The sequence below is a fragment of the Streptomyces sp. NPDC046712 genome (genome assembly GCF_040645695.1).
Lineage (GTDB): Bacteria > Actinomycetota > Actinomycetes > Streptomycetales > Streptomycetaceae > Streptomyces.
This window is the reverse complement of the sequence record NZ_JBEYYW010000001.1, coordinates 308997-335016: the sequence shown is the minus strand read 5'-3', so window position 1 is coordinate 335016 and position 26020 is coordinate 308997. Positions and strand designations below refer to the sequence as shown.

The window sequence follows — 26020 nt, the reverse complement described above, 5'->3', positions numbered from 1 at the left end:
CCGGCCAGGACAGGAACAGACGACCGACAAGGAGCAGACCCGGTGGTCAGCAGCGATCAGCGGCGGCGGCAGCTCGCCAGGGAGAAGTACGCGCGGCAGCAGCAGCGACGGCAGGAGGCGCGGCAGAAGGCCAGGCGCCGTAACACCGTCATCGCCGCCTCGCTGGCCGTCGTGCTGGCCGCGGGCGGCGCGGTGTACGCCTCGGTCGCGCTGACCGACGGTGGCACGAAGGGCTCGGACAGCGCCGCGGGCGGCGACCCGACGCCCTCGACGAGCGAGTCGACGACGCCCGAGCCGGCGATGGCCGTCGACCAGAAGGCCACGTACACGATGGCCCTGAAGACGAACGTCGGAGACATCTCCCTGGCCATGGACGCGGCGAAGACCCCGCGGACGGTGAACTCCTTCAAGCACCTGGCCGACAAGAAGTACTTCGACGGGACGAAGTGCCACCGGCTCACCACCGACGGCATCTTCGTCCTCCAGTGCGGTGACCCGAAGGGTGACGGCACCGGCGGCCCCGGGTACACCATCCCGGACGAGAACCTGGACTCCCTCGGCAAGGCCGGTGCGGACGGTTCGGTGACCTTCCCGGCCGGAACGGTCGCCATGGCCAACACCGGTCAGCCGGGCACGGGTGGCAGCCAGTTCTTCCTCGTCTACAAGGACACCAAGCTGCCGCCGAGCTACACCCCCTTCGGGAAGATCGACGCGGCCGGTCTGAAGGTCGTCCAGGAGGTCGCGAAGGCCGGTGTCGAGGGCGGCGCCAAGGACGGCGCGCCCAAGAAGGCCGTCACCATCGAGAAGGCCACGGTCGCCAAGAAGTGACGCACGGCGCGACCGTTGAACTTCGGTCGCGCTGAGTGCGGACAGCCGGGCGGCCGGTCGCCTAGATTGGCGTTGTGCAGCGCGGACCTGTATTCGCGTTGTTGAGGGCGGGCGAGGCCCGCCGGGAAACTGTGGACGATGCCCAGGGGGCACAACCCCCTCGTCGGCATCATGTGGAGGAGGCGCTGTGAGCAGCGACCCGTGGGGCCGCGTCGACGAGACGGGCACCGTGTACGTGCGTACTGCCGAGGGCGAGAAGGTCGTCGGATCGTGGCAGGCCGGCACTCCCGAGGAGGCACTGGCCTACTTCGAGCGCAAGTACGAGGGCTTGGTTGTCGAGATCGGCCTCCTCGAGAAGAGGGTGAAGACCACCGACCTCTCGGCGAAGGACGCCACTGCCGCGATCGACCACATCCGGCAGCAGGTCGACGAGCATCACGCCGTGGGTGACCTCGCCGCGCTGACCACCCGGCTCGACAAGCTGGTCGAGACCGTGGAGTCGCGCCGCGAGGAGCGCAAGGTCCAGAAGGCCAAGCAGACCGACGAGGCGCGCGGCGCCAAGGAGGCTCTGGTCAAGGAGGCCGAGGAGCTGGCGCAGAGCGAGCAGTGGCGGGCCGCCGGTGAGCGGCTGCGCGCGCTCGTGGACACCTGGAAGGGCCTGCCGCGGCTCGACCGGAAGTCGGACGACGAGCTGTGGCACCGGTTCTCGCACGCCCGCTCGGCGTTCTCCAAGCGCCGCAAGGCGCACTTCGCCTCGCTGGACGCGCAGCGCGAGGAGGCCCGCAAGGCCAAGGAGAAGCTGGTCGCCGAGGCCGAGTCGCTCTCCAACTCCACTGACTGGGGTGGCACGGCTGCCCGCTACCGCGAGCTGATGGCGGAGTGGAAGGCCGTGGGCCGCGCCCAGCGCGAGCACGAGGACGACCTGTGGAACCGCTTCCGCGGCGCCCAGGACGTCTTCTTCGCGGCGCGCGGCGAGGTCTTCGCCGAGCGCGACGCGGAGCAGACCGAGAACCTCAAGCTGAAGGAGGAGCTCGCGGTCGAGGCCGAGAAGCTGGTGCCCGTGACGGATCTGAAGGCGGCGCGTGCGGCCTTCCGTTCCATCAACGAGCGCTGGGAGGCCATCGGCCACGTTCCGCGCGACGCCCGGCCGAAGGTCGAGGGCCGGATGCACGCGGTGGAGCGGGCGATCCAGGAGGCCGAGGAGTCGGAGTGGCGCCGGACCAACCCGGAGGCACGCGCGCGTGCTGCGGGTCTGACCGGCCAGCTGCAGGACGCGGTCGACAAGCTGCAGAAGCAGATCGACACGGCCCGTGCCGCGGGCAACGACGCCAAGGCCGACAAGCTGGCGCGTGAGCTGGAGGGCCGCCAGGCGCTCCTCGACCAGGCGCTGAAGGGCCTGCAGGAGTTCGGCGGCTGAGACTCCGCCGTACGTACGAGAAGGGCCCCGGTACCTCGCGGAGGCGCCGGGGCCTTTCTCGTACGCGCCGTTACGGGCGCCGCGCCGAGGTGACCCGGTAGACGTCGTAGACGCCCTCCACACCACGGACGGCCTTCAGGACGTGTCCGAGGTGCTTCGGGTCGCCCATCTCGAAGGTGAAGCGCGAGGTGGCCACGCGGTCGCGGGAGGTCTGGACGGCCGCCGACAGGATGTTGACGTGCTGGTCCGAGAGGACCCGCGTGACGTCCGACAGCAGCCGGGAGCGGTCGAGCGCCTCCACCTGGATGGCGACCAGGAAGACCGAGGACTGGGTGGGGGCCCACTCGACCTCGAGGATGCGCTCGGGCTCGCGGGAGAGCGAGTCGACGTTGACGCAGTCGCTGCGGTGAACCGATACGCCGCTGCCACGGGTGACGAAGCCGATGATCGGGTCGCCCGGTACGGGCGTACAGCAGCGGGCCAGCTTGACCCAGACGTCCTCGACGCCCTTGACGACGACACCCGGGTCGGCGCTGGAGCGGCGCTTGGCGCGACCGCGCGTGGGCGGGGCGGTCTCGACGAGGTCCTCGTTGGCGGCTTCCTCGCCACCGAGCGCCTGGACGAGCTTCTGGACGATGGACTGGGCCGTGACATGACCCTCGCCGATCGCCGCGTACAGCGAGGAGATGTCGCTGTAGCGCATCTCGTGGGCCAGGGTGACGAGCGAGTCGCCGGTCAGGATGCGCTGGATCGGCAGGTTCTGCTTGCGCATGGCCCGCGCGATGGCGTCCTTGCCGTGCTCGATCGCCTCCTCGCGGCGCTCCTTGGAGAACCAGGCGCGGATCTTGTTACGGGCCCGGGGGGACTTGACGAAGCCCAGCCAGTCGCGGGACGGCCCGGCGCCCGCGGCCTTGGAGGTGAAGACCTCGACCAGGTCGCCGTTGTCGAGGGTCGATTCGAGCGGGACGAGCCGCCCGTTGACCCGGGCTCCTATGGTGCGGTGGCCGACCTCGGTGTGGACGGCGTAGGAGAAGTCGACGGGGGTGGCCCCGGCGGGCAGCGCTATGACGTCGCCCTTGGGGGTGAAGACGAAGACCTCGTTGCGCGACAGGTCGAAGCGGAGGGACTCCAGGAACTCGCTGGGGTCCTCGGTCTCCTTCTGCCAGTCGAGGAGTTGGCGCAGCCACGCCATGTCGTTGAGGTGGTCGTCCTTGCCGGCGTTCTTCGGCACGTCGGTGCGCACCTTGGAGGCCCCGGCGACGGCCTCCTGCTTGTACTTCCAGTGCGCGGCGATGCCGTACTCGGCCCGGCGGTGCATGTCGAACGTACGGATCTGCAGCTCGACGGGCTTGCCGTTGGGCCCGATGACCGTCGTGTGCAGCGACTGGTACATGTTGAACTTCGGCATCGCGATGTAGTCCTTGAACCGGCCGGGGACCGGGTTCCATCGCGCGTGGACGGTGCCGAGCGCCGCGTAGCAGTCGCGGACGGTGTCCACGAGGACGCGGATGCCGACCAGGTCGTAGATCTCCGCGAAGTCACGGCCGCGGACGATCATCTTCTGGTAGACGCTGTAGTAGTGCTTCGGCCGACCGGTGACGGTGGCCTTGATGCGGGCGGCGCGCAGGTCGGACTGGACCTCGTCGGTCACTATGGCGAGGTACTCGTCGCGCTTGGGCGCGCGCTCGGCGACGAGCCGGACGATCTCGTCGTACATCTTGGGGTAGAGGATCGCGAAGGCGAGGTCCTCCAGCTCCCACTTGATGGTGTTCATGCCCAGGCGGTGAGCCAGGGGCGCGTAGATCTCGAGGGTCTCGCGGGCCTTCTTCTCCTGCTTCTCCCGCTTCAGGTAGCGCATGGTGCGCATGTTGTGCAGGCGGTCGGCGAGCTTGATGACCAGGACGCGCGGGTCCTTGGCCATGGCGACGACCATCTTGCGGACGGTCTCGGCCTGCGCGGCCTCGCCGAACTTGACCTTGTCGAGCTTGGTGACGCCGTCGACGAGCAGGGCGACCTGGTCGCCGAAGTCGCGGCGCAGGGTGTCCAGGCCGTACTCGGTGTCCTCGACGGTGTCGTGCAGCAGACCGGCCATGAGCGTGGCCGGGTCCATGCCGAGCTCGGCGAGGATGGTGGTGACCGCGAGCGGGTGCGTGATGTACGGGTCCCCGCTCTTGCGCTTCTGACCGCGGTGCCAGCGCTCGGCGACCTGGTAGGCCCGCTCGATCTGGCGGAGCGTCGCGGTCTCGATCTTCGGGTCGTTGGAGCGGACGATCCGCAGCAGGGGCTCGAGGACCGGGTTGTACGGGGAGGAGCGCTGGACACCCAGGCGGGCGAGGCGGGCGCGCACGCGGTTGGACGAGCCGCCGCCGGAACGGGCCACCGGGGCGGGCGCGGGCTTGGGCGTGGAGGCCGGTAGCGGGGTGGGTGCCACGGGCGCGGGCCTGCTCTCCGCGGGCTTGTTCTTGGGCGTCGCGGGTTCCGCCGCGGCCTTCTCGGCCTGCGGGTCGGGCTGCGCGGCGGAGAATGGCTGGGCCTCGTCTGGCAAGAGCGCTCCTTGGGGTCCCCCCGGACGAAGTCTGGGGGAGGTTCCGGGTCCCCCGGTCAGGCCCGGAAAGGCCATGGTATCGATCCGGGAGCGCCCGTGCTCACGCGTGCGAGTGGTGAGACGGCCGCCACGCGCGCGAACGGTCCCGTTCCGGGACATACCGGGAAAACGGTCGGGGCGCCCCGGGGATTCCCCGGAGCGCCCCTCACCACACGGGGGTGCGGTGTCAGACCGTGATCAGCGCCTCGAGCGGGGCGCCGCGCAGCGCGGGCTCCAGCCGGGCCCGCCCGGCGAGGAAGCCGAGCTCCATGAGAACCGCGACGCCCGCGACCTCGGCGCCGGCCCGCCGGATGAGCTCCAGCGAGGCCTCGGCGGTGCCGCCGGTGGCGAGGACGTCGTCGATGACCATGACGCGGTCGCCCGCGGCCAGGTCCTCGGCGTGCACCTCGATCTCGGCGGTGCCGTACTCCAGCTCGTACGCCTGCTTCAGCGTCGCACCGGGCAGCTTGCCGGCCTTGCGGACCGGGACGAAGCCCAGGCCCGCGCGGACGGCCACCGGTGCGGCGAGGATGAAGCCGCGCGCCTCCAGGCCGACGATCTTCGTCGCGCCGTGCGTGGCGCACAGCGTGGCGAGGGTGTCGGTCAGCGCGGTGAACGCCACCGGGTCCGCGAGCAGCGGGGTGATGTCCTTGAACAGCACGCCCGGCTTCGGATAGTCGGGGACGTCCCGGATCCGGCTGAGCAGCAGACCGGCGGTGTCCTGGATCTCGGCAGTCATCAGCGGCGCTCCGACTGCCTGCCGCGGCGGCCACGCTGGCCGACGACGGCGGCCTCCGCCTCGTCCTCGAAGCCTTCCGCGGCCTCGTCGGCGTCGGCGTCCAGGGGCTCACCCTTGGCCGCCGCGGCCTCACGCTTGGCGAGCACCCGCTTCTTGAGCGCCTTGATCGCCGGCTCGCGCTCCTTGAGGTCGGCGACGAGCGGGGTGGCGATGAAGATCGAGGAGTACGCGCCGGCGGCGAGGCCGACGAACAGCGACAGCGAGATGTCGTTCAACATGCCGGCGCCGAGGACACCGCCACCGATGAACAGCAGACCGGCGACCGGCAGCAGGGCCACGACGGTGGTGTTGATCGAACGGATCAGGGTGCCGTTGATCGACCTGTTGGCCAGATCGCTGTACGTGTAGCGGGTCTGCTTGGTGATGTCCTTCGTTCCCTCCTTGAGGGAGTCGAAGACGACGACCGTGTCGTACAGCGAGTAGCCGAGGATCGTCAGCAGACCGATGACCGTACCGACCGTGACCTCGAAGCCGACGAGCGAATAGATGCCGACGGTGATGGTCAGGTCGTGGATCAGGGCGACGAGCGCCGCCACCGCCATTCTCCACTCGAACGCGATGGCCAGATAGATCACCACGAGGATCATGAAGACCGCGAGACCGGTCCATGCCTTGGTGGCGATCTGCTCGCCCCAGCTGGGACCGACCAGCTCCGCCGCGATCTTGTTCTCGGCGACGTTCAGGTCCTTGGCGAGCTCCGCGCGGACCTGGTCGGACTTCTCGGTGTCGAGGCCGCCGACCTGGATGCGCAGCGCGCCGCTGCCGAGCTTCTGGACGACCGCGTCGTGGCCGGAGGCCTCTTCCGCGTACTCCTGGGCCTGCGAGACCGAGACGTCCGACTTCGGGGTGGTGAAGACGGCGCCGCCCTGGAACTCGATGCCCATGTTCAGCCCGCGGACCGCGAGGGCCACGATCGCCGTGATGGTGATCAGGATCGAGATGCCGTACCAGAGCCTGCGGTTGCCGATGAAGTCGTAGACGACCTCACCGCGGTTGAGCCGGGCGCCGAGACTGTCGTGCTTCTTCGCCATCTCACGCCTCCTTCGGGTCGACGGGGGCGGAGACACGGCGGGTGCGGCGCAGCGGCGGCTTGGCACCGAGGCGCTTGGGGTCCAGGCCGGACCAGGCGTGGCCCTCGCCGTAGAACTTGGTGCGCGCGAGCAGCGTCATCAGCGGCTTGGTGAAGAGGAACACCACGACCACGTCGAGCAGGGTGGTCAGGCCGAGGGTGAACGCGAAGCCCTGCACCTTGCCGACGGTGACCAGGAAGAGCACCGCGGCGGCGAGGAACGACACGAAGTCGGAGACGAGGATCGTGCGGCGGGCACGCGGCCAGGCGCGCTCGACCGCGGGGCGCAGCGAGCGGCCCTCGCGGACCTCGTCGCGGATGCGTTCGAAGTAGACGATGAACGAGTCCGCGGTGATACCGATGGCCACGATGGCGCCACAGACGGCCGGCAGGTTCAGCGCGAAGCCGATGGCCGGGCCGAGCAGGGCCATGATCACGTACGTGAGGAGCGCCGAGACCGCCAGGCTGAGCAGGGCGATCAGCGACAGGCCGCGGTAGTAGACGACCAGGTAGAGCACGACCAGGGCCAGACCGATCGCACCGGCGATCAGGCCCGCCTCCAGCTGCTCACCGCCGAGGGCGGCGGTGACGGTGTCGACGCTCTGGGTGTCGAAGGAGAGCGGCAGGGCACCGTAGGACAGGATGTTGCCGAGGTCCTGGGCGGACTGCTGGGTGAAGCTGCCGGAGATCTCCGCGTTGGCGCTCAGCGTGGTGCGCACCGACGGGGCCGAGACGACCTCGCCGTCCAGCACGATCGCGAACTGGTTCTGCGGCTCCTGCTGCTGCGAGAGCTTGCTGGTGATCTTCGAGAACTTCTTGGCGCCCTCGTCCGTGAACTCCATGTTCACGATCCACATGCCGCGCTGCTGGTCGAGCACGCCCTTGGCGTTGTCGACGTCCTTGCCGTCCACCTCGGCCGGGCCGAGCAGGTACTTCTCCCACTGGCCGATGGCGTTCTTGCCACAGGCGACGGTGGAGTCGGCCGGCTTGACGCCCTGGCCGGCGGCGGCCCGCTGCTTCGGGTCGAGGCAGTTCAGGGCGGCGAACTTCTGCTCGAGGGCGGAGGTCGCCGGGTCGGTGCTCGGGGTACCGGAGGCCTTGGGGCTCTCGGAGCTCTTCGGGGTGGCGGAGCCGCTCGCGGTGGGCGTGGGGCTCGGCGCCTTCAGGGCCTCGGAGAGCGCGCGGCCCTGGGTGGAGGCGCTCGACGACGGAGTGCTCGACGACGGAGTGGCGGACTTCTCGTCCTTCTTGCCACTGTCCGCGGTCGCTCCGGAGGCGGAGGGCTTCGGCGAGGCGGAGGAGCTCGCGTCCGGCGCGGGCTGCTCGGAGGGCGCGTAGGTCAGAACGGGCCGGAAGTAGAGCTGGGCGGTGGTGCCGACCTGCTCACGGGCCTGCTTCTCGTTCACACCCCGGGGGATGTTCACGATGATGTTCTCGCGGCCCTGCGTCTGGACCTCGGCCTCGGAGACACCCAGACCATTGACACGGCGCTCGATGATGCCGACCGCGGTGTTCATGTTGGTCTCGTTGACGGCGTCTTCCTGACCCGGCTCGGCCTTCGCCTTGAGCGTGATCGAGGTACCGCCCGCGAGGTCGATGCCCAGACGCGGAGTGGTGTGACCCGACCAGAACATTCCGCCCGTGAGCGCGACCATGGCGATCAGGATCAGAGCCAGGGCACGCCCCGGCCTGCTCTGGCCCCCCGCCGGCCTTCGGCCCTTCTTCGGTGCTGCCACCTTGTCGTTTCTCCCTGTCCAACCGTCCCGCGCCGGGTGTGCGCGGTGCGGCCACGAAGTGTGTGTGGGGACCTGCCCCCGCAGACGTGGAACCGTGCCGGGGACCGCGGACGCCGGTGGGCGTCCCGCGGTCCCCGGACTGGACTACTTCGCCTCGGTCTCGCCGTCGGCCTTGCCGTCCTTCTTGACCGCGGCCTCGGCCTCGGCGGCCTCGACCTTCTTGGTCAGGTCGGGCTTGACGTCCTCGGACACCTCGGCGTCGTCGTCCGACGCGTCGGCCTCGGCCGACTCGGTCAGCGAGGAGGCGTCGTCCGGAACGACGGTCTCGGCGTCCGGCTCGTCACCGTGGACGATGCGGTTGTACTCCTCGTCCTGGAGAACCGCGCCGATCGCGTTCTTCGCGTAGACGGCGTGCACGCCGGGAGCGACCTCGAGGAGGACGGTCTCGTCGGCGATCTCCTTGACGGTGGCGTACATCCCCCCGATCGTGCGGACGCCGGTGCCGGGCTGCATCTCGTCGCGCATCTGCGCGGCCGCCTGCTGCTTCTTCTTCGCAGAGCGGGTCATCAGGAACATGGCCCCGATGAGGACGATGAAGGGGAGGAGGGTCACGATACTCACGGGACGGGTTTCCTTCGCACGGACGCGGAGATCCCGCGGCCTGATCTTCGGGGGTGGGCGTGCCGGCCAGAAAGGTCGGCATCGGCGGAGTCTAGGCGAGTCCGCATCGATGGAACAACGTCCAGCATCGCACCCTGGTTCCTGCTCCGACGAGTCTCCGCGCCGTCACGCCCCGAAGAGCCCCTGTTGTCCGCTTCCTGGCGCGCCCGGGGCCGCTGCCTGCGGCGGAACGAGTCCGAGATGGGTCCATGCCGCGGGAGTGGCGACCCGACCACGGGGCGTACGGGCCAGAAGTCCCTCCCGTACGAGGAAGGGTTCGGCGACCTCCTCGACGGTCTCGCGCTCCTCCCCCACCGCGACCGCGAGGGTGGACAGACCGACCGGCCCGCCGCCGAAGAGCTTGAGCAGGGCCTCCAGGACGGCCCGGTCGAGCCGGTCGAGACCGCGGCTGTCCACCTCGTAGACCCCGAGTGCGGCGGCGGAGATCTCGCGGGTGATCACGCCGTCGGCCTTGACCTGAGCGTAGTCGCGGACGCGGCGCAGCAGACGGTTCGCGATCCGGGGGGTGCCCCGGGAGCGGCCGGCGATCTCGGCGGCTCCGGCGGTGTCGATCTCGACGTCGAGGAGTCCGGCGGAGCGGTGGATGACGCGCTCGAGCTCGGCGGGGTCGTAGAACTCCATGTGGGCGGTGAAGCCGAAGCGGTCGCGGAGCGGGGGCGGCAGGAGTCCGGCCCTGGTCGTGGCGCCGACCAGGGTGAAGGGCGGCAGCTCCAGCGGGATGGCGGTGGCGCCGGGGCCCTTGCCGACGATCACGTCGACGCGGAAGTCCTCCATCGCCATGTAGAGCATCTCCTCGGCGGGGCGGGACATGCGGTGGATCTCGTCGAGGAAGAGGATCTCTCCCTCCTGGAGGGAGGAGAGGATCGCGGCCAGGTCGCCGGCGTGCTGGATGGCGGGGCCGGAGGTGATCCGGATCGGCGCGTTCATCTCCGCCGCGATGATCATCGACAGGGTGGTCTTGCCGAGGCCGGGGGCGCCGGAGAGCAGGACGTGGTCGGCGGTGGCGCCGCGCTGGCGGGCCGCCTTGAGGACCAGGTCGAGCTGCTGGCGCACCTTCTCCTGGCCGACGAACTCGCTGAGGTCCTTGGGCCGCAGGGCCGCCTCGACGGCCTGGTCGTCACCGTCGGCGGAGGCACCGACGATGCGCGCCTCGTCGTCCCCGGTGGTCTCGTCGTCCCAGTTCACGGTGTCTGCCTTCGTGGTGGTGGTGGTGCGGTACGTGTCTGCGGGGCGGGGCCGCTGTGCGGGGCTCTTTCCACACCCCGCCTTCAGCCCGTCCGGCGTTCGAGGACACGGCCGAAGGCCGTACGGGGTCCGGGGGCTTGCCCCCGCTTTCGGGAAGGGGCGGGGTGGGGTGGGGAACTGGCCCCGCAGGGCTATCTGGCGCGGTTCAGGGACTGGAGCGCGGCCCGCAGGAGCTGCGGGACCGGGGCCGAGCCGCCGGCGGCGATCGCGGCCTCGGCCTGCGGCGTCACCGCGGAGACCGCGTCCTCCGCCTCGCGCGAGGCGTACCCGAGACCGATCAGCGCGGCGTGGAGCTGCTCCGTCCACGGCGCAGGACCGGACGCCGCGCGCTGAGCGCCGACGAGACCACTGCTGCCCAGCGGGGCGCCCAGCTTGTCCTTGAGTTCGAGGAGGAGCTTCTGCGCGCCCTTCTTGCCGATGCCGGGCACGGCGGTGAGCGCCTTCTCGTCCCCGGTGGAGAAGGCGAGCCGCAGCGCGTCGGGGCTGTGCACGCCGAGCATCGCCTGGGCCAGCCGGGGTCCGACACCGCTCGCGGTCTGGAGCAGTTCGAAGACCTGCCGCTCGTCGTCGTCCGCGAAGCCGTACAGGGTCAGGGAGTCCTCACGCACCACCAGGGACGTGGCCAGCCGGGCCTCCTGACCGATCCTCAGTCCGGCGATGGTGTTCGGGGAGCACTGGACGGCCATGCCGACACCGCCGACCTCGATGACCGCGGTGGTGGGGGCGAGCGCGGCGACCGGGCCGCTGACAAAGGCGATCATGCGGAACGGCCTTTCGATGCGTGATGGGCGGCGACGGCCTGCTGGAGGCGGTTCTGGGCGGGGGCCCGCCAGATGTGACAGATGGCCAGGGCGAGGGCGTCGGCGGCGTCGGCCGGCTTGGGCGGGGCGGAGAGCCGGAGCAGCCGGGTCACCATGGCTCCGACCTGGGCCTTGTCGGCCCGCCCGCTGCCGGTGACGGCGGCCTTGACCTCACTCGGGGTGTGCAGGGCGACGGGGATGCCGCGGCGTGAGGCGCAGAGCATGGCGACGGCGCTTGCCTGTGCCGTGCCCATCACCGTACGCACGTTGTGCTGGCTGAACACCCGCTCCACGGCGACCAGTTCGGGCGAGAAGCGGTCGAGCCACTCCTCGATGCCGCGCTCGATGCCGACCAGGCGTACGCCGATGTCGGCGTCCGCGGCCGTCCGCACGACGCCCACGCCGAGCATGGTCAGGGGCCGCCCGGCGACGCCTTCGACGACGCCGACCCCGCACCGGGTCAGCCCCGGGTCCACCCCGAGCACGCGCACCTGAGCCCCTCCCTGGACCGTCTTCGTAAATCTGTTTGTGCAGGCTATCCGCTGCCACTGACAACGCCGCACGAACGGCGGCGGGCCGACGGGGTGTGTCCCCGTCGGCCCGCCGAAGTCGCCGTTGGATCAGGCGTGAAGGATCAGGCGCCCTTGATCAGGCGTCGACCTTCTCCATGACGTCGTCGCTGACGTCGAAGTTGGCGAAGACGTTCTGCACGTCGTCGCTGTCCTCCAGCGCGTCGATCAGCTTGAAGATCTTGCGCGCGCCCTCTTCGTCGAGCTCGACCTGCATGGTCGGGACGAAGCTGGAGTCGGCCGAGTCGTAGTCGATGCCGGCCTCCTGGAGGGCGGTGCGGACCGCGACCATGTCGGTGGCCTCGCTGATGACCTCGAAGCTCTCACCGAGGTCGTTGACCTCCTCGGCGCCCGCGTCGAGCACCGCGCCGAGGACGTCGTCCTCGGTCAGCTCACCCTTGGGCAGCACGATGACGCCCTTGCGGTTGAACAGGTACGAGACCGAGCCGGGGTCGGCCATGGAGCCGCCGTTGCGGGTCATGGCGACGCGGACGTCGGAGGCGGCACGGTTGCGGTTGTCGGTGAGGCACTCGATGAGCACCGCGACACCGTTCGGGCCGTAGCCCTCGTACATGATCGTCTCGTAGTCGACGCCGCCGGCCTCGAGGCCGCCGCCGCGCTTGATCGCCGAGTCGATGTTCTTGTTCGGGACCGAGCTCTTCTTCGCCTTCTGGACGGCGTCGAACAGCGTCGGGTTGCCGTCCAGGTCGGCACCGCCGGTCCGGGCGGCGACCTCGATGTTCTTGATCAGCTTCGCGAAGAGCTTGCCGCGCTTGGCATCGATCACGGCCTTCTTGTGCTTCGTCGTAGCCCATTTAGAGTGGCCGGACATCTGCCTGTCTCCTTCGCGTAACCAATTTCTGAACGAACCCCAGAGATCCTACCGGGACCTCGTCACCGCGCGGCGCGCACCATGTCGACGAACAGGGCGTGGAGGCGGTGATCGCCGGTGAGTTCGGGGTGGAACGAGGTGGCCAGGGCCTGGCCCTGCCGTACGGCCACGATGTGCCCCTCGTGCTCGGCGAGCACCTCGACCTGGGCGCCGACGGACTCGACCCACGGGGCGCGGATGAAGACGCCCTCGACGGGGCCGTCCTCGATGCCGGTCACCGCGACGCCGGCCTCGAAGGACTCGTTCTGCCGTCCGAAGGCGTTGCGGCGGACGATCATGTCGATGCCGCCGAAGGTCTCCTGGCCCGAGCGCGGGTCGAGGATCTTGTCGGCGAGCATGATCAGACCGGCGCAGGTGCCGTAGACCGGCAGGCCGGCGGCGATGCGCTCGCGCAGCGGCTCCATCAGGCCGAAGAGGTCGGCCAGCTTGGAGATGGTGGTGGACTCGCCGCCGGGTATGACGAGGCCGTCGACCTCGGCGAGTTCCTCGGGGCGCCGGACCGGCCTGGCCACGGCGTCAGCCGCGGCCAGGGCGATCAGGTGCTCCCGTACGTCGCCCTGGAGGGCCAGGACACCGATCACGGGTGTGGTCATGGGTGATTACCAGCCGCGGTTGGCGTAGCGCTCGGACTCGGGGAGGGTGTCGCAGTTGATGCCGACCATGGCCTCGCCCAGGTTGCGGGAGGCGTCCGCGATGATCTTCGGGTCGTCGTAGAAGGTGGTGGCCTTCACGATGGCGGCGGCGCGCTTGGCCGGGTCGCCCGACTTGAAGATGCCGGAGCCGACGAAGACGCCTTCGGCGCCGAGCTGGCGCATCAGCGCGGCGTCGGCGGGGGTGGCGACACCACCGGCGGAGAACAGCACGACCGGCAGCTTGCCGAGCTCGGCGACCTCCTTGACGAGCTCGTACGGGGCGCGCAGCTCCTTGGCGGCGGCGAACAGCTCGTTGTTGTCGAAGCCGCGCAGCTTGGCGATCTCGTTCTTGATCTGGCGCAGGTGACGGACGGCCTCGACGACGTTGCCGGTGCCGGCCTCGCCCTTGGAGCGGATCATGGCCGCGCCCTCGGCGATACGGCGCAGGGCCTCGCCCAGGTTGGTGGCGCCACAGACGAAGGGGGTCGTGAAGGCCCACTTGTCGGAGTGGTTGACCTCGTCGGCCGGGGTGAGGACCTCGGACTCGTCGATGTAGTCGACACCGAGGGACTGCAGGACCTGGGCCTCGACGAAGTGGCCGATACGAGACTTGGCCATGACGGGGATGGACACCGCGCCGATGATCTCTTCGATCATGTTCGGGTCGGACATGCGCGCGACGCCGCCGTCCTTGCGGATGTCGGCGGGGACCCGCTCCAGGGCCATGACGGCCACGGCACCGGCGTCCTCGGCGATCTTCGCCTGCTCGGCGTTGACCACGTCCATGATCACGCCGCCCTTGAGCTGCTCGGCCATGCCGCGCTTGACGCGCGCGGTGCCGGTCTCGGGAGACTGGGTGCTGTTGGGAAGCGTGGTGGACACGGGGACCTCACTCAAGAAAGCGGTGTTGAGACAAGAGTGAGGAAACAGGCCACCACCAGTCCACATCAAGGGCCAATGTGGAGCCGGTGGATCGTTTTCGTTGTTTTCGCAGGTTACGGGGGTCAGGCCGGGCGATCGGCAAGGGCGACGGGCGGTTCGTCGTCCATTTCGAAGGCCAGCGGGAATGGGGCGTGACCGGCCAGCCGGAACCAGCGCACCGTGCGGTGGCGGCGCAGGGCGCGGGCGGCCCGCACGGCGTCGTTGTGGAACCTGCGGGCCATCGGCACCCTGCGGACGGCTGCGGCGAGCTCTCCGGCGGCCTCCTCGCCGCCGGGGGCCTCCCGTACCGCCTCGACCTGCTCCGGCTCCCCGAACACGGCGCGCAGGGCCTGGCTCAGCTCGCTCTCGGCGACCTCGCGGTGGTCCTCCTCGGCCTGCCGGGCGGCGTGCGCGGCCTCGTAGAGCACGATCGAGGCCGCGGGGTCGAGGATCCCGGACGTGGCGAGTTCCTGGGCGACCGAGGCCCGGCGGAGCAGCTGGGCGTCGAGGGCGGCGCGCGCCGCGTCGATCCGCGCGTGCAGTCGGTCGAGCCGGCCGGCGGTCCAGCTGAGGTACAGGCCGATCGCGATCAACACGACGACGGTCCAGATCAGGGTTTCGGTCACGGGCGCACAGGCTACCGTCGCGGTGGCAGCACACCCGCCCAGAGGTCACGGTCGTGGGCGAACCGGACGTATGCGGTCCGCCCGTCGGCGAGTTCCGCGAGCCGGTCGAGCCAGGGGCGGTACGGGACGCCGAACTCGGCCGCGAAGTCGTACGCCTGGCCCGCGAGGACGGTGACGTGCTCGCCTTGGTCCACCACCAGCGACTGGTGGCCCTCGGTGTGCCCGGGCGTCGGCACGACCGTGATCCCGGGTGCGATCTCGTACTCGCCGTCGATCTCCTGGTACCGGACGCCGTCGAGCAGCCGGTCGAGGGTGTAGCCACCGGCGCGGGCGGTGGCCAGTTCCTTGCGCTGGACGAGGACGGGGGTCTCGGGGAAGAGCGGGTTGCCGCCGATGTGGTCGAAGTGGAGGTGGCAGTTGACGACGAGATCGACGTCCTCGGGGCCGACGGGCAGGGGGAGGCGGGTGGGTCGGTAGTGCGCGTCCACCTCCGCCGAGCCGGCACCGATACCGGTGTCGAACAGGAGCGTGCCGCCCGGGTGTTCCACGAGATAGGCGAGGACGGGCTCCACGCGGTCGTGGGGCCCGTCCCACTCGTGTGCGGGGCGCACGATGTGACCGAGGTCCAGTAACTGAAGGGAGTTCATGGGCTCAGCGTGCCAGGCCACCGGGCCGAGCGGACCTGGAAACGGCACCGCCGTCGTGGGGTTGTGCCAGGCGTCGCGGACCCCGCCGTGATCCGCCGGACCGGCCCTAGTCCCGCGACGCCAGGCCGAACCTCGCCCGCAGGCCCGTGCGTTCGTCCGTCGCCACCGAGGCCGCGCCGTCCGTCACCGTCTCGTAGACCGCGAGGATGTCCGCGCCCACCGTCGACCAGTCGAAGCGCCGCACGTGCGCGCTGCCGCGCTTGCGCAGCTCGTCGCGCCGTACCTCGTCCCCCAGCAGCCGGATCGCCGCGTCGGCCAGGGCGTCGGCGTCCTCGTTGGCGAACAGCTCGCCGGCCGCGCCCTGGTCCAGGACCTGGGCGAAGGCGTCCAGGTCCGAGGCGAGGACCGGCGCCCCGGCCGACAAGGCCTCGACCAGGATGATCCCGAAGCTCTCGCCGCCCGTGTTCGGCGCCACGTAGACGTCGACGCTGGCCAGCAGCCGCGCCTTGTCCTCGTCGCTGACCATGCCGAGGAACTCGACGCGTGACCGCATCTCGCGCGGCAGCGATGCCACCGCCTCCTCCTCGTCACCGCGCCCGGCGACGAGAAGCCGGGTCTGCGGACGCTCGGCGAGGATCTTCGGCAGGGCCTTCATGAGGACCGGAAGACCCTTCCTCGGCTCGTCGATCCGCCCGATGAACCCCAGGGTCTCGCCCTGCCACTCCGCCTTGGGCTCGGCCCGCGCGAAGAAGTCCACGTCGACGCCGTTCGGGATGACGACGGCGTCGCCGCCCAGGTGCTCGACCAGGGTGCGCCGTGCGTACTCGCTCACCGCGATCCGCGCGCTGATCTTCTCCAGGGCGGGCTGCAGGATCGGGTACGCCGCGATCATCGCCCGCGAGCGCGGGTTCGAGGTGTGGAAGGTCGCGACGATCGGTCCCTGCGCCGCCCAGCAGCTCAGCAGGCCGAGCGAGGGCGAGGCCGGCTCGTGGATGTGGATGACGTCGAAGGTGCCGTCGTGCAGCCAGCGGCGTACCCGCGCCGCCGACAGGAAGCCGAAGTTGAGGCGTGCCACGGAGCCGTTGTACGGCACCGGCACGGCGCGCCCGGCCGAAAGGACGTACGGCGGCAGCGGCGTCTCGTCGTCGGCCGGGGCGAGGACGGACACCTCGTGGCCGAGCCGGATCAGATGCTCGGCGAGGTCGCGGATGTGGAACTGGACGCCGCCCGGCACGTCCCAGGAGTACGGGCAGACGATGCCGATCTTCACGTCCGCCCTTCCTCCCCGCGCTCCTCCAGGTCCGCGAGCCACAGTCGTTGCAGCATGTGCCAGTCCTCCGGGTGGTCCGCGATACCGCCGGCGAAGGCGTCGGCCAGCGCCTGTGTCATCACAGACGTCTTGTCGGCCCGCGTACCTGTCTCGGGTACGTCGATGGGCGCGTGCACGCGCCCCTTCATGACCGGGCTGTCGTCGTACCAGAGGGTCACGGGCAGCAGCAGCGCGCCCGTCTGCTGGGCCAGCATCGCGGGACCGGCAGGCATCCGCGCCGTCTCGCCGAAGAACTTCACCTCGATGCCGGAGGCGGACAGATCGCGGTCGGCGACCAGACAGACCAGGCCGCCGGCCCGCAGCCGCCGCGCCAGCGTGCCGAAGGCGGAGCCACCGGTGTGCGGCAGGACCTCCATGCCCAGCGACTCGCGGTAGGCGACGAACCGGTCGTACAGCGTCTCCGGCTTGAGCCGCTCCGCGACCGTGGTGAAGGGCACGCCGAGCGAGCGGGTCACCCAGACGCCCGCGAGGTCCCAGTTGGCCAGGTGCGGAAGGGCGAGTATGACGCCGCGCCCCGAGGCGAGGCCGTCCTTCAGGTGGTGGACGTCCTTGATGTCGAAGCCGCTGTCGACGCGCTCCTTGCTCCAGGTGGGCAGCCGGAAGGACTCCATCCAGTACCGCATGTACGAGCGCATCCCGGCCTTCGACAGCTCGGCCAGCCGCTCGGGGGTGGCGTCCGGGACCACGCGCGCGAGGTTGGACTCCAGGCGCAGCACGCTCTTGCCGCGCCGCTTCCAGGCGACGTCGGCGATCCGCCGCCCGAGCCCGGCGGCCACGGGTTCCGGCAGCTTCTTCACGGTCGCCCAGCCGAGCCCGTACAGCCCGTCGGTCAGCCGGTCCTTCATGGCACTCGAGCCACTCATGACGTCGCCTCGTTCCCCCGTGCGGCGGCCGCGTCCGCGTCCGCCTCCGCCGACTCCCGTCGTACCGTCACCACACGCTGCCCCAGCGTCACCGCGGAGCCCACGGCGACGATCCACAGCGCGATCGGCAGCAGGACGTCGATGCCGGGCACGCCGAACGCGTGCAGTCCGGCGAGCCCGGCGGCGACCAGCGAGATCACCAGCCGCTCGGCCCGCTCCACCAGGCCGTTCACCGCGACGGGCAGGCCAATCGATTCACCACGCGCCTTGGTGTACGAGACGACCTGACCGCTGGCGAGGCAGAAGATGGAGACGGCGCACAGCACGTTGTCGTTGCCCGTACCCGCGTACCAGAGCGCGAAGCCACCGAAGATGGCGCCGTCGGCGACCCGGTCGAGGGTCGAGTCGAGGAACGCGCCCCAGCGGCTGGAGATCCCGGCCTGCCGGGCCATGTTGCCGTCGACGAGGTCGGAGAAGACGAAGAGGGTGATGACGATCGTGCCCCAGAAGAACTCTCCCCTGGGGAAGAAGACCAGTGCACCCGCCATCACTCCGGCCGTGCCGACGAGCGTCACCGCGTCGGGGCTGACGCCCCGGCGGAGCAGAAACGCGGCGAACGGTGTGAGGACACGCGTAAAAAATGCACGCGCGTACTTGTTCAGCATGGCCTTCCCGACGTTCGGTGGGCCGCGCGGCCCCTATGACCACCGGCTCGCCCATCGTAGCCAGGACCACCCTGCCGTACGGTCGGCCACCCGCCCTGTCGCGTCATGGGGATGTATGCCACCCTCCCCGTCGCGTCGTGTACGACGTATGGACGTGCCCTGACGTCGGTGCAAAGCTCGAAGAACCACCGCGGGCATCGCCGGAGCTGCACGCGATCCCCTCCCGCGCCGACTCCCCCGCGCCCGCGCCCCGCCGCACCGTGCAGCCGTCGGTGCAAGCGATCGGGAGGAACATCATGGGCGACAAGGCGAACGTACACTCCGGGGCCGCCGGCAGGGCTCCAACGGCCGACCAGCCCTCGGCCGTACGGAACGTGGTGCTGGTCGGCCACAGCGGATCGGGAAAGACGACGCTCGTCGAGGCGCTCGCGCTGACCGCGGGGGCGGTCAACCGGGCCGGACGCGTCGAGGACGGCGGAACGGTCTCCGACTACGACGAGATCGAGCACCGTCAGCAACGTTCCGTACAGCTCTCCCTCGTCCCCCTCGAATGGGGCGGGTGCAAGATCAATCTCCTCGACACACCGGGATACGCCGATTTCGTCGGGGAACTGAGGGCCGGTCTGCGCGCCGCGGACGCGGCCCTTTTCGTCGTCTCGGCCGCCCAGGAGGCCGACGCGATCGCCGGGTCGACCCGCATGGTCTGGGAGGAGTGCGCGGCGGTCGGCATGCCCCGCGCCATCGTCGTCACCCACCTGGACACGGCCCGCACCGGCTTCGACGAGCTGACCTCCGTCTGCGCCTCGATCTTCGGCGGCGACGACCCCGACGCCGTGCTCCCGCTCTATCTGCCCGTGCACGGCGCCGAGGCGCCGGACGGGCACGCCCAGGCCACCGGCCTGGTGGGACTGCTCTCGGAGCGGATCTTCGACTATTCCACGGGCGTACGGCAGGAGAATCCGCCGGACGACGGGCAGCAGGCGCTGATCGCGGAGGCCCGCAACCGGCTGATCGAGGGGATCATCGCCGAGAGCGAGGACGAGACCCTCATGGACCGCTATCTCGGCGGCGAGGAGATCGACATCAAGTCGCTGATCGACGACCTGGAGAAGGCCGTCGCCCGTGGCACCTTCCATCCCGTGCTGGCCGCGGCGCCCGCCACGGACGGCGGGAAGCAGGGGCTCGGCACCGTGGAGCTGCTCGAGCTGATCACCGGCGGCTTCCCCACCCCGCTGGAACGCGAGGCGCCCGCCGTGACCACGCCCGACGGCGTTCCGCGGCCTCCCCTCACCTGCGACCCCGACGGCCCGCTCGTCGCGGAGGTCGTGAAGACCGCCTCCGACCCCTATGTCGGCCGGATCTCGCTGGTCCGGGTCTTCTCCGGCACCCTGCGCCCCGACGAGACCATCCATGTCTCGGGGCACGGGCTGACCGACCGTGGGCACGAGGACCACGATGTCGACGAGCGGGTCGGCGCGCTGACCTCGCCCTTCGGCAAGCAGCAGCGCACGCTCAACCGGTGCATCGCGGGCGATCTCGCCTGTGTCGGCAAGCTCGGCCGCGCGGAGACCGGCGACACCCTCTCCGCGAAGGACGATCCGCTCCTGATGGAGCCCTGGACGATGCCCGATCCGCTGCTCCCGCTGGCGATCGAGGCCCACAGCAAGGCGGACGAGGACCGGCTCTCCCAGGGGCTCGCCCGGCTCGTCGCCGAGGACCCGACGATGCGTCTGGAGCAGAACCAGGACACCCACCAGGTCGTTCTGTGGTGTCTCGGCGAGGCCCATATGGACGTGGCCCTGGAGCGGCTGCGCAACCGGTACGGCGTGCAGGTCGACGCGGTCCCGCACAAGGTGTCGCTCCGTGAGACCTTCGGCGGCCCGTCGGCCGGACGGGGCCGGCATGTCAAACAGTCCGGCGGCCACGGCCAGTACGCGATCTGCGAGATCGACGTCGAGCCGCTGCCGCCGGGCAGCGGGGTCGAGTTCGTCGACAAGGTGGTGGGCGGAGCGGTGCCGCGCCAGTTCATCCCGTCCGTCGAGAAGGGCGTCCGCGCCCAGGCCGCGCGCGGGGTCGCCGCCGGATATCCGCTGGTCGACGTGCGGGTCACACTGCGCGACGGCAAGGCCCACTCGGTCGACTCCTCCGACGCAGCCTTCCAGACGGCGGGCGCCCTCGCGCTGCGCGAGGCGGCCGCGGAGGCGAGCATCCAGCTCCTGGAGCCGGTCGCCGAGGTCCAGGTCCTCATCCCTGACGAGTACGTGGGGCCGGTGATGAGCGACCTCTCGGGGCGGCGCGGCCGGGTCGTCGGCACCGAACAGGCGGGTCCCGGACGGACGTTGGTCCGCGCCGAGGTCCCCGAGATCGAGATCGGCCGGTACGCGATCGACCTCCGCTCCGTCTCGCACGGAACCGGCCGTTTCGACCGTACGTACGCCCGCCATGAGGCCATGCCGCCCCATCTCGCGGACAGGATCCGCGAACAGGCGGAAAAGGGATCCTAGCCACATCACGGACAGCCGGATGCCGCCCGTCCAACCCCCCTCCGACGGGCGGCATTCGGCCGACTCGTGACGCATCCGCCGGTACCCGGTTACGCTGTGGTGCCCAGCTCAGCAGGTGTGCGGGGCACGGTAGTTGGGAACAGGCCGCAGAGGGAACGCGGTGAACCACGCGGGCGCGCGGCGATGGGGGCATCAGTGACGATCGGCAGTTTCGGACCCGGGGCGCAGATTCCGCTGCAGGGCTCGGACGGACAGACGGCGGCGACGCATGCCCTCGCCTCCGCCGCGTACCGGGACGGCGACGTCAAGGCGATCCTGGACGCCAACAACGACTGGCACAAGTCCAAGGTCACGGAAGGCAAGTGGAACAAGCTCTTCCGTCCGGATCTCGGCGAGGCCTTCTCGCGGGCGGTCCAGGTACGGATGCTCGGCGGCGCCCGCAAGGCACTCATCCAGTCCTTCGGCACCGAGCCTCAGCCCGTGGTCGAGCACTGCCTGGCGGCCACCCGCATCCGCAAGCAGCGTGACGTCAAGCTGACGCTGATCACCCTGCTCTTCGGCATCCTCTTCCTGCCCGGCCTGCTGCTCTGGCTGGGCGTCATCCAGCTGCGCCGCTTCGTCGCCGGCACGGAGAACAGGCGCACCAGTGCCGTGGGCACCGCGCTTCTGATCGGCGCCGGCCTGCTCGCCGCCATCGTCCTGATCAGGCTCCCGTTCGACGGGGTGCTGTCGCTCTACCTGCGAGCGATGATCGTGGCCCCGGTCGTCGGCTGGTTCCTCGCCAAGCGGGTCTGCGAATCCACGGCCAAGGATCTGCGCGAGCGCTGGTCCTCCCTGCTCAGCGGCGGAGGCATCGGGGCCAAGATCCCCGAGGCCGTTCCCCAGGACCCGACCGAGAAGGCCGCCGAGGCGCTCCGTCAGAACCTGGAGAAGCTCACCGCCGAGCAGCACTCCAACGTCGTCTTCTACGCGGGCCCCAAGGGAATACTGGGCATGGGCACGCGCTGGGGCAGCTGGACGCTCGCCGAGGAACTGGTCCCCAAGGACGGCAAGGAGATCCACGACTTCCGCGCCTGGGACGTCGTACGGAAGATCCACGACCAGCTCACGCTCCTGGAGCGTGGCTCCCTCAAGACCGGTTTCCCCAAGCCGACCGTCAAGCACTGGATCGTCTCCCCCGTCGGCGAGGGTGCGGACGAGGTCGCCCGCCCCGACGGCGAGAACATCGTCCACTTCCAGGTGAAGCCGCACGAGATACAGCGCATCTGCAACGACCAGCAGTTCGGCAGCGGCAACCGCCACTACCTGGGCGTGCAGTTCACGCTCTGGGACGGCCAGCTGGTCCTGACCATGATGATCACGGTCACCTCGCTCCTGCACACGCTGCGGGTCGAGGTCACCGGCCACGCCCTGGGACCCGTCCACTCCCTGTTCACCACCAAGCCCAAGGCGAAGACCAAGGAGGTCTCCAAGACCGTCCGGTTCTGGGAGACCAAGGAGATCCAGCTGCCGCTCGTCGACACCGACGAGGTGGTCCGCCTCGCGGTCCGCGCCCCGCTGACCTGGTTCCCGCCGATCCTGGACTTCCTCGGTGGCAAGCTCGTCCTGCCCGAGCCGTTCGGCCTGCGGCACGCCTGGGCCGCGCAGCCCTGGCGGCACCGCTTCATGGCCGACGACGCCATCCGCACGGCGACGCCCGTGATGCGCGCCGTCCACGCCGCGACCATCGAGGTGCTCGACGATCACGGCGTGGACACGGAGCGCTTCACCAACCGTTCGCTGATCCTGAGCGGAACCATCCAGGACCCGGGACCGAAGAAGGCCGACGTCTACGACGCGTGAGGACGCGCGTCAGACCCCGCGTCAGGGTTACGCCAGCTCCGAGGAGGCAGGCCAGGCGTCCGCGAGCATCTTGCGGGTGTCGGCGAGGAGCTGCGGCAGCACCTTGGTGTGGCCGACGACCGGCATGAAGTTGGTGTCGCCACCCCAGCGGGGCACGACGTGCTGGTGGAGATGGGCGGCGATGCCGGCACCCGCGACCGAGCCCTGGTTCATGCCGATGTTGAAGCCGTGCGCGCCGGACGCGGCCCGCAGCGCGATCATCGCCCGCTTGGTGAACTCGCCCAGCTCGGCGGTCTCCGCCGCGTCCAGATCCGTGTAGTCGGCGACGTGGCGGTACGGCACGACCATCAGGTGCCCGCCGTTGTACGGGTAGAGATTGAGCACCGCGTACACCTTCTCGCCGCGCGCGATCACGAGCCCGTCCTCGTCCGACTTCGCCGGAATCGAGCAGAAGGGACAGCCGTCCTCGGCCCCTGGCCCGGTCGGCTTGTTCTCGCCCTGGATGTACGCCATCCGGTGAGGCGTCCACAGGCGCTGGAACGCGTCCTGCGTCCCCACTCCGATCTGCTGTTCCGGCTCAATCGTCATGCTGTGCAGCATATTGCTTCGCCCGTTCGGAACGTGTCGCCGGGGCGTTGATCACCCTGCCTCGGAGATGCTGATCCGATGGACGAGAGGCCGGAGAAGCAGGAGCGCTGGGACCGGCGCATGGAGACACCGCTCGCGGTGGCGTCCCTGCTCTTCCTCGCCGGGTACGCGGTACGGGTCCTGGCCACCGGCCTCGGCCAGGTCTGGCTGGACCTCTGCCTGGCGGTCACGCTCCTGGCCTGGGCCGTCTTCATCGTCGACTACGCGGTACGGTTCCGGCTCAGCGGCCTCGGCCCGCTGCGCTTCGTCCGCGCGCATCTCCTGGGCACGGTGATCCTGGTACTGCCGCTGCTGCGGCCCCTGCAGATGGTGAAGATCTACGACCAGATCCAGCGCCGTCGCGACCAGCCACGTCTCACCCTCTACGCCCGGGTCATGACCTACTCCAGTCTCACGGTGACCCTGCTCGGCTTCGCGTGCGCGCTCGCCGTCTACCAGCACGAGCGGGGAGCCCCGGGTGCCACGATCCGTACCTTCGGCGACTCGGTCTGGTGGGCCGCCGAGACGCTGACGACGGTGGGGTACGGGGATGTGACCCCGGTGACCCCCGTCGGCCGGACCATCGCGGTGGGTCTGATGGCGTGCGGCGTCGCGCTGATCGGAGCCGTGACGGGTTCGTTCTCGTCCTGGCTGATCCAGACGTTCACTCGGGAGGACGAGAAGAGGCCCCCAGGGGATTCCCCGGGGGCCTCCTGACGTGCTGTCCCAGGTCAGACCTGGACGCGGTCCTCGACGATCTTGGCGATCTTGGCGATGGCCTCGTCGACCGGGATGCCGTTCTCCTGCGAACCGTCGCGGTAGCGGAAGGAGACGGCGCCGGCGGCCATGTCCTCGTCACCCGCGATGATCATGAACGGCACCTTCTGCTTCTGCGCGTTGCGGATCTTCTTCTGCATCCGGTCCGAGGAGGCGTCGACATCGACCCGCAGCCCCTGCCTCTTCGCCTTCGCGGCGAACTCCTGCAGGTACGGGATGTGCGAATCGCCGATCGGGATACCGGTCGCCTGCACGGGGGCCAGCCACGGCGGCATGGCGCCCGCGTAGTGCTCCAGCAGGACGGCGAAGAAGCGCTCGATGGAGCCGAACAGCGCGCGGTGGATCATGACCGGACGCTGCTTGGTGCCGTCGGGGCCGGTGTACTCCAGGTCGAAGCGCTCCGGCAGGTTGAAGTCAAGCTGCACGGTCGACATCTGCCAGGTGCGGCCGATGGCGTCGCGCGCCTGCACGGAGATCTTCGGGCCGTAGAACGCGGCGCCGCCCGGGTCGGGGGTGAGCGGGAGACCCTGCTTCTCGGCCACCTGCTGGAGGACCGCGGTGGCCTCCTCCCAGATCTCGTCCGAGCCGACGAACTTCTCCGGGTCCTTGGTGGACAGCTCCAGGTAGAAGTCGGTCAGACCGTAGTCGCGCAGCAGGTTCAGGACGAAGGTGAGGGTCTTGTCCAGCTCCTCCGCCATCTGCTCCTTGGTGCAGTAGATGTGCGCGTCGTCCTGGGTGAAGCCGCGGGCCCGGGTCAGGCCGTGCACGACGCCGGACTTCTCGTACCGGTACACGGTGCCGAACTCGAAGAGGCGCAGCGGCAGTTCACGGTAGGAGCGCCCGCGCGCGTCGAAGATCAGGTTGTGCATCGGGCAGTTCATGGGCTTGAGGTAGTAGTCCACGCCCTCGTCGAGCTGCATGGGCGGGTACATGCCCTCGGCGTACCAGTCCAGGTGGCCCGACTTCTCGAACAGCTTGCCCTTGGTGGCGTGCGGCGAGTAGACGAACTCGTAGCCCTCCTCCTCGTGGCGCTTGCGCGAGTAGTCCTCCATGACCCGGCGGATGATGCCGCCCTTGGGGTGGAAGACGGCGAGGCCGGAGCCGATCTCGTCCGGGATGGAGAAGAGGTCGAGCTCGTTGCCGAGCTTGCGGTGGTCGCGCTTCTCGGCCTCGGCGAGGAAGTCGAGGTGGGCCCTCAGCTCGTCCTTCGACGGCCAGGCGGTGCCGTAGATGCGCTGGAGCATCGGGTTCTTCTCGCTGCCGCGCCAGTACGCGGCGGCGTTGCGCATCAGCTTGAACGCCGGGATGTTCCGGGTGGTGGGCAGGTGGGGACCCCGGCAGAGGTCCTTCCAGCACAGCTCGCCGGTCTTGGCGTCCAGGTTGTCGTAGATGGTCAGCTCGCCGCCGCCCACCTCGACGTTCGCGCCGTCGTCGGTGGAGGCGGAGCCCTTGATGCCGATGAGCTCCAGCTTGTACGGCTCGTCCGCAAGCTCCTCGCGGGCGGCCTCGTCGGTCACCACGCGACGCGAGAAGCGCTGGCCACGCTTCTGGATCTCCTGCATCTTCTTCTCGATGGCCTTGAGATCCTCGGGGGTGAACGGCTTCTCGACGTCGAAGTCGTAGTAGAAGCCGTCACGGACCGGCGGGCCGATGCCCAGCTTGGCCTCGGGGAAGAGCTCCTGCACGGCCTGGGCCATGACGTGCGCGGTGGAGTGGCGCAGGATGTCGAGGCCGTCCGGGGACGAGATCTCGACGGGCTCGACGACATCGCCCTCGGCGACGACGTAGGTGAGGTCCTTCAGCTCACCGCCGACGCGGGCGGCGATCACGGACCGGTCGTCGGCGAACAGCGCGCCGGCGGTGGTGCCCGCGCTCACCGCCCGATCCTCGGCTCCTGAGGCGGACTGGACGGTCACACGGACATCAGACACGGATGCTCTTTCCATAAGGGCGCAGGCAGACACGA

General features: G+C 70.0%; 23 protein-coding genes. 5 read left to right on the top strand and 18 right to left on the bottom strand.

The window, feature by feature from the left end; translation table 11 throughout:
- Nucleotides 1-42: 42 nt before the first annotated feature.
- Both ABZ939_RS01615 and ABZ939_RS01610 read left to right on the top strand, forming a co-directional pair.
- Nucleotides 43-828 (top strand): peptidylprolyl isomerase, encoded by a 786-nt coding sequence (locus tag ABZ939_RS01615; RefSeq protein ID WP_361847557.1) that lies wholly within the window; start codon nt 43-45, stop codon nt 826-828.
- Between the two features lie 187 nt (nt 829-1015).
- Nucleotides 1016-2245 (top strand): DUF349 domain-containing protein, encoded by a 1230-nt coding sequence (locus tag ABZ939_RS01610; protein ID WP_361847554.1) that lies wholly within the window; start codon nt 1016-1018, stop codon nt 2243-2245.
- Between the two features lie 70 nt (nt 2246-2315).
- Here the strand turns inward: ABZ939_RS01610 and ABZ939_RS01605 are convergent, their stop codons facing one another.
- The 16 genes from ABZ939_RS01605 to pgsA form a co-directional block, all read right to left on the bottom strand.
- Entirely contained in the window at nt 2316-4790 is a 2475-nt protein-coding gene (locus ABZ939_RS01605) for a RelA/SpoT family protein (protein ID WP_361847551.1), read from the bottom strand.
- A 226-nt stretch (nt 4791-5016) separates the two neighbouring features.
- On the bottom strand, nt 5017-5568 hold the full coding sequence (locus ABZ939_RS01600) for an adenine phosphoribosyltransferase (protein WP_361847548.1): 552 nt from the start codon (nt 5566-5568) through the stop codon (nt 5017-5019).
- Nucleotides 5568-6659, bottom strand: coding sequence for a protein translocase subunit SecF (secF, locus tag ABZ939_RS01595; RefSeq protein WP_361847545.1), 1092 nt, complete (start codon nt 6657-6659; stop codon nt 5568-5570). Before secF ends, ABZ939_RS01600 begins: the two co-directional genes overlap by 1 nt.
- A gap of 1 nt (nt 6660) precedes the next feature.
- Nucleotides 6661-8433 (bottom strand): protein translocase subunit SecD, encoded by a 1773-nt coding sequence (gene secD, locus ABZ939_RS01590; protein ID WP_361847542.1) that lies wholly within the window; start codon nt 8431-8433, stop codon nt 6661-6663.
- Between the two features lie 144 nt (nt 8434-8577).
- The gene (gene yajC, locus ABZ939_RS01585) at nt 8578-9054 is read right to left on the bottom strand and encodes a preprotein translocase subunit YajC (RefSeq protein ID WP_361847539.1); all 477 of its coding nucleotides are present in this window, start codon (nt 9052-9054) and stop codon (nt 8578-8580) included.
- Between the two features lie 165 nt (nt 9055-9219).
- Nucleotides 9220-10299 carry a Holliday junction branch migration DNA helicase RuvB gene (gene ruvB / locus ABZ939_RS01580; protein ID WP_361847536.1) on the bottom strand — a complete coding sequence of 360 codons (1080 nt, stop codon included), beginning with the start codon at nt 10297-10299 and terminating at the stop codon, nt 9220-9222.
- Between the two features lie 191 nt (nt 10300-10490).
- The gene (gene ruvA, locus ABZ939_RS01575; protein ID WP_361847533.1) at nt 10491-11120 is read right to left on the bottom strand and encodes a Holliday junction branch migration protein RuvA; all 630 of its coding nucleotides are present in this window, start codon (nt 11118-11120) and stop codon (nt 10491-10493) included.
- Complete coding sequence (gene ruvC, locus ABZ939_RS01570) at nt 11117-11650, bottom strand: crossover junction endodeoxyribonuclease RuvC (protein ID WP_361847530.1); 534 nt, start codon at nt 11648-11650, stop codon at nt 11117-11119. Before ruvC ends, ruvA begins: the two co-directional genes overlap by 4 nt.
- Nucleotides 11651-11807: 157 nt before the next feature.
- Nucleotides 11808-12560, bottom strand: a complete 753-nt coding sequence (locus tag ABZ939_RS01565; RefSeq protein ID WP_361847527.1) for a YebC/PmpR family DNA-binding transcriptional regulator — start codon at nt 12558-12560, stop codon at nt 11808-11810.
- 62 nt (nt 12561-12622) lie between these two features.
- Nucleotides 12623-13213, bottom strand: a complete 591-nt coding sequence (gene pdxT, locus ABZ939_RS01560; RefSeq protein ID WP_361847524.1) for a pyridoxal 5'-phosphate synthase glutaminase subunit PdxT — start codon at nt 13211-13213, stop codon at nt 12623-12625.
- A 6-nt stretch (nt 13214-13219) separates the two neighbouring features.
- On the bottom strand, nt 13220-14134 hold the full coding sequence (gene pdxS, locus ABZ939_RS01555) for a pyridoxal 5'-phosphate synthase lyase subunit PdxS (RefSeq protein WP_361847521.1): 915 nt from the start codon (nt 14132-14134) through the stop codon (nt 13220-13222).
- Nucleotides 14135-14256: 122 nt separating this feature from the next.
- Nucleotides 14257-14799 carry a hypothetical protein gene (locus ABZ939_RS01550; RefSeq protein ID WP_361847518.1) on the bottom strand — a complete coding sequence of 181 codons (543 nt, stop codon included), beginning with the start codon at nt 14797-14799 and terminating at the stop codon, nt 14257-14259.
- A gap of 11 nt (nt 14800-14810) precedes the next feature.
- Entirely contained in the window at nt 14811-15446 is a 636-nt protein-coding gene (locus ABZ939_RS01545) for an N-acyl homoserine lactonase family protein (RefSeq protein ID WP_361847515.1), read from the bottom strand.
- Nucleotides 15447-15552: 106 nt separating this feature from the next.
- Nucleotides 15553-16716, bottom strand: a complete 1164-nt coding sequence (locus ABZ939_RS01540) for a glycosyltransferase family 4 protein (RefSeq protein ID WP_361847512.1) — start codon at nt 16714-16716, stop codon at nt 15553-15555.
- Nucleotides 16713-17621, bottom strand: coding sequence for a phosphatidylinositol mannoside acyltransferase (locus ABZ939_RS01535; RefSeq protein ID WP_361847949.1), 909 nt, complete (start codon nt 17619-17621; stop codon nt 16713-16715). The genes ABZ939_RS01540 and ABZ939_RS01535 overlap by 4 nt, the downstream gene beginning before the upstream one ends.
- 14 nt (nt 17622-17635) lie before the next feature.
- Nucleotides 17636-18304: a phosphatidylinositol phosphate synthase gene (gene pgsA, locus ABZ939_RS01530; RefSeq protein WP_361847509.1), complete on the bottom strand. Its 669-nt coding sequence runs from the start codon at nt 18302-18304 to the stop codon at nt 17636-17638.
- 296 nt (nt 18305-18600) lie between these two features.
- Between pgsA and ABZ939_RS01525 the strand changes: the two genes are divergently transcribed.
- Both ABZ939_RS01525 and ABZ939_RS01520 read left to right on the top strand, forming a co-directional pair.
- Nucleotides 18601-20808, top strand: coding sequence for an elongation factor G-like protein EF-G2 (locus tag ABZ939_RS01525; RefSeq protein ID WP_361847507.1), 2208 nt, complete (start codon nt 18601-18603; stop codon nt 20806-20808).
- Between the two features lie 183 nt (nt 20809-20991).
- On the top strand, nt 20992-22650 hold the full coding sequence (locus ABZ939_RS01520) for a hypothetical protein (RefSeq protein WP_361847504.1): 1659 nt from the start codon (nt 20992-20994) through the stop codon (nt 22648-22650).
- Nucleotides 22651-22677: 27 nt separating this feature from the next.
- Here the strand turns inward: ABZ939_RS01520 and ABZ939_RS01515 are convergent, their stop codons facing one another.
- Nucleotides 22678-23250 (bottom strand): HIT domain-containing protein, encoded by a 573-nt coding sequence (locus tag ABZ939_RS01515; protein ID WP_361847501.1) that lies wholly within the window; start codon nt 23248-23250, stop codon nt 22678-22680.
- A gap of 66 nt (nt 23251-23316) precedes the next feature.
- Here ABZ939_RS01515 and ABZ939_RS01510 point away from each other — a divergent pair, with 66 nt between their 5' ends.
- Nucleotides 23317-23994: an ion channel gene (locus tag ABZ939_RS01510; protein WP_361847498.1), complete on the top strand. Its 678-nt coding sequence runs from the start codon at nt 23317-23319 to the stop codon at nt 23992-23994.
- 14 nt (nt 23995-24008) lie between these two features.
- Here the strand turns inward: ABZ939_RS01510 and thrS are convergent, their stop codons facing one another.
- Nucleotides 24009-25985, bottom strand: a complete 1977-nt coding sequence (thrS, locus tag ABZ939_RS01505) for a threonine--tRNA ligase (protein ID WP_361847496.1) — start codon at nt 25983-25985, stop codon at nt 24009-24011.
- Between the last annotated feature and the right edge of the window lie 35 nt (nt 25986-26020).

Coding starts and splice junctions, on each gene's coding strand:
- ABZ939_RS01510 (WP_361847498.1), top strand. CDS start 23,317: ATGGACGAGAGGCCGGAGAAGCAGGAGCGCTGGGACCGGCGCATGGAG.
- pdxT (WP_361847524.1), bottom strand. CDS start 13,213: ATGACCACACCCGTGATCGGTGTCCTGGCCCTCCAGGGCGACGTACGG.
- ABZ939_RS01535 (WP_361847949.1), bottom strand. CDS start 17,621: ATGAAGGACCGGCTGACCGACGGGCTGTACGGGCTCGGCTGGGCGACC.
- ruvA (WP_361847533.1), bottom strand. CDS start 11,120: ATGATCGCCTTTGTCAGCGGCCCGGTCGCCGCGCTCGCCCCCACCACC.
- ABZ939_RS01600 (WP_361847548.1), bottom strand. CDS start 5,568: ATGACTGCCGAGATCCAGGACACCGCCGGTCTGCTGCTCAGCCGGATC.
- ABZ939_RS01545 (WP_361847515.1), bottom strand. CDS start 15,446: ATGAACTCCCTTCAGTTACTGGACCTCGGTCACATCGTGCGCCCCGCA.
- ABZ939_RS01515 (WP_361847501.1), bottom strand. CDS start 23,250: ATGCTGCACAGCATGACGATTGAGCCGGAACAGCAGATCGGAGTGGGG.
- secF (WP_361847545.1), bottom strand. CDS start 6,659: ATGGCGAAGAAGCACGACAGTCTCGGCGCCCGGCTCAACCGCGGTGAG.
- ABZ939_RS01525 (WP_361847507.1), top strand. CDS start 18,601: ATGGGCGACAAGGCGAACGTACACTCCGGGGCCGCCGGCAGGGCTCCA.
- pgsA (WP_361847509.1), bottom strand. CDS start 18,304: ATGCTGAACAAGTACGCGCGTGCATTTTTTACGCGTGTCCTCACACCG.
- ABZ939_RS01565 (WP_361847527.1), bottom strand. CDS start 12,560: ATGTCCGGCCACTCTAAATGGGCTACGACGAAGCACAAGAAGGCCGTG.
- ABZ939_RS01520 (WP_361847504.1), top strand. CDS start 20,992: ATGGGGGCATCAGTGACGATCGGCAGTTTCGGACCCGGGGCGCAGATT.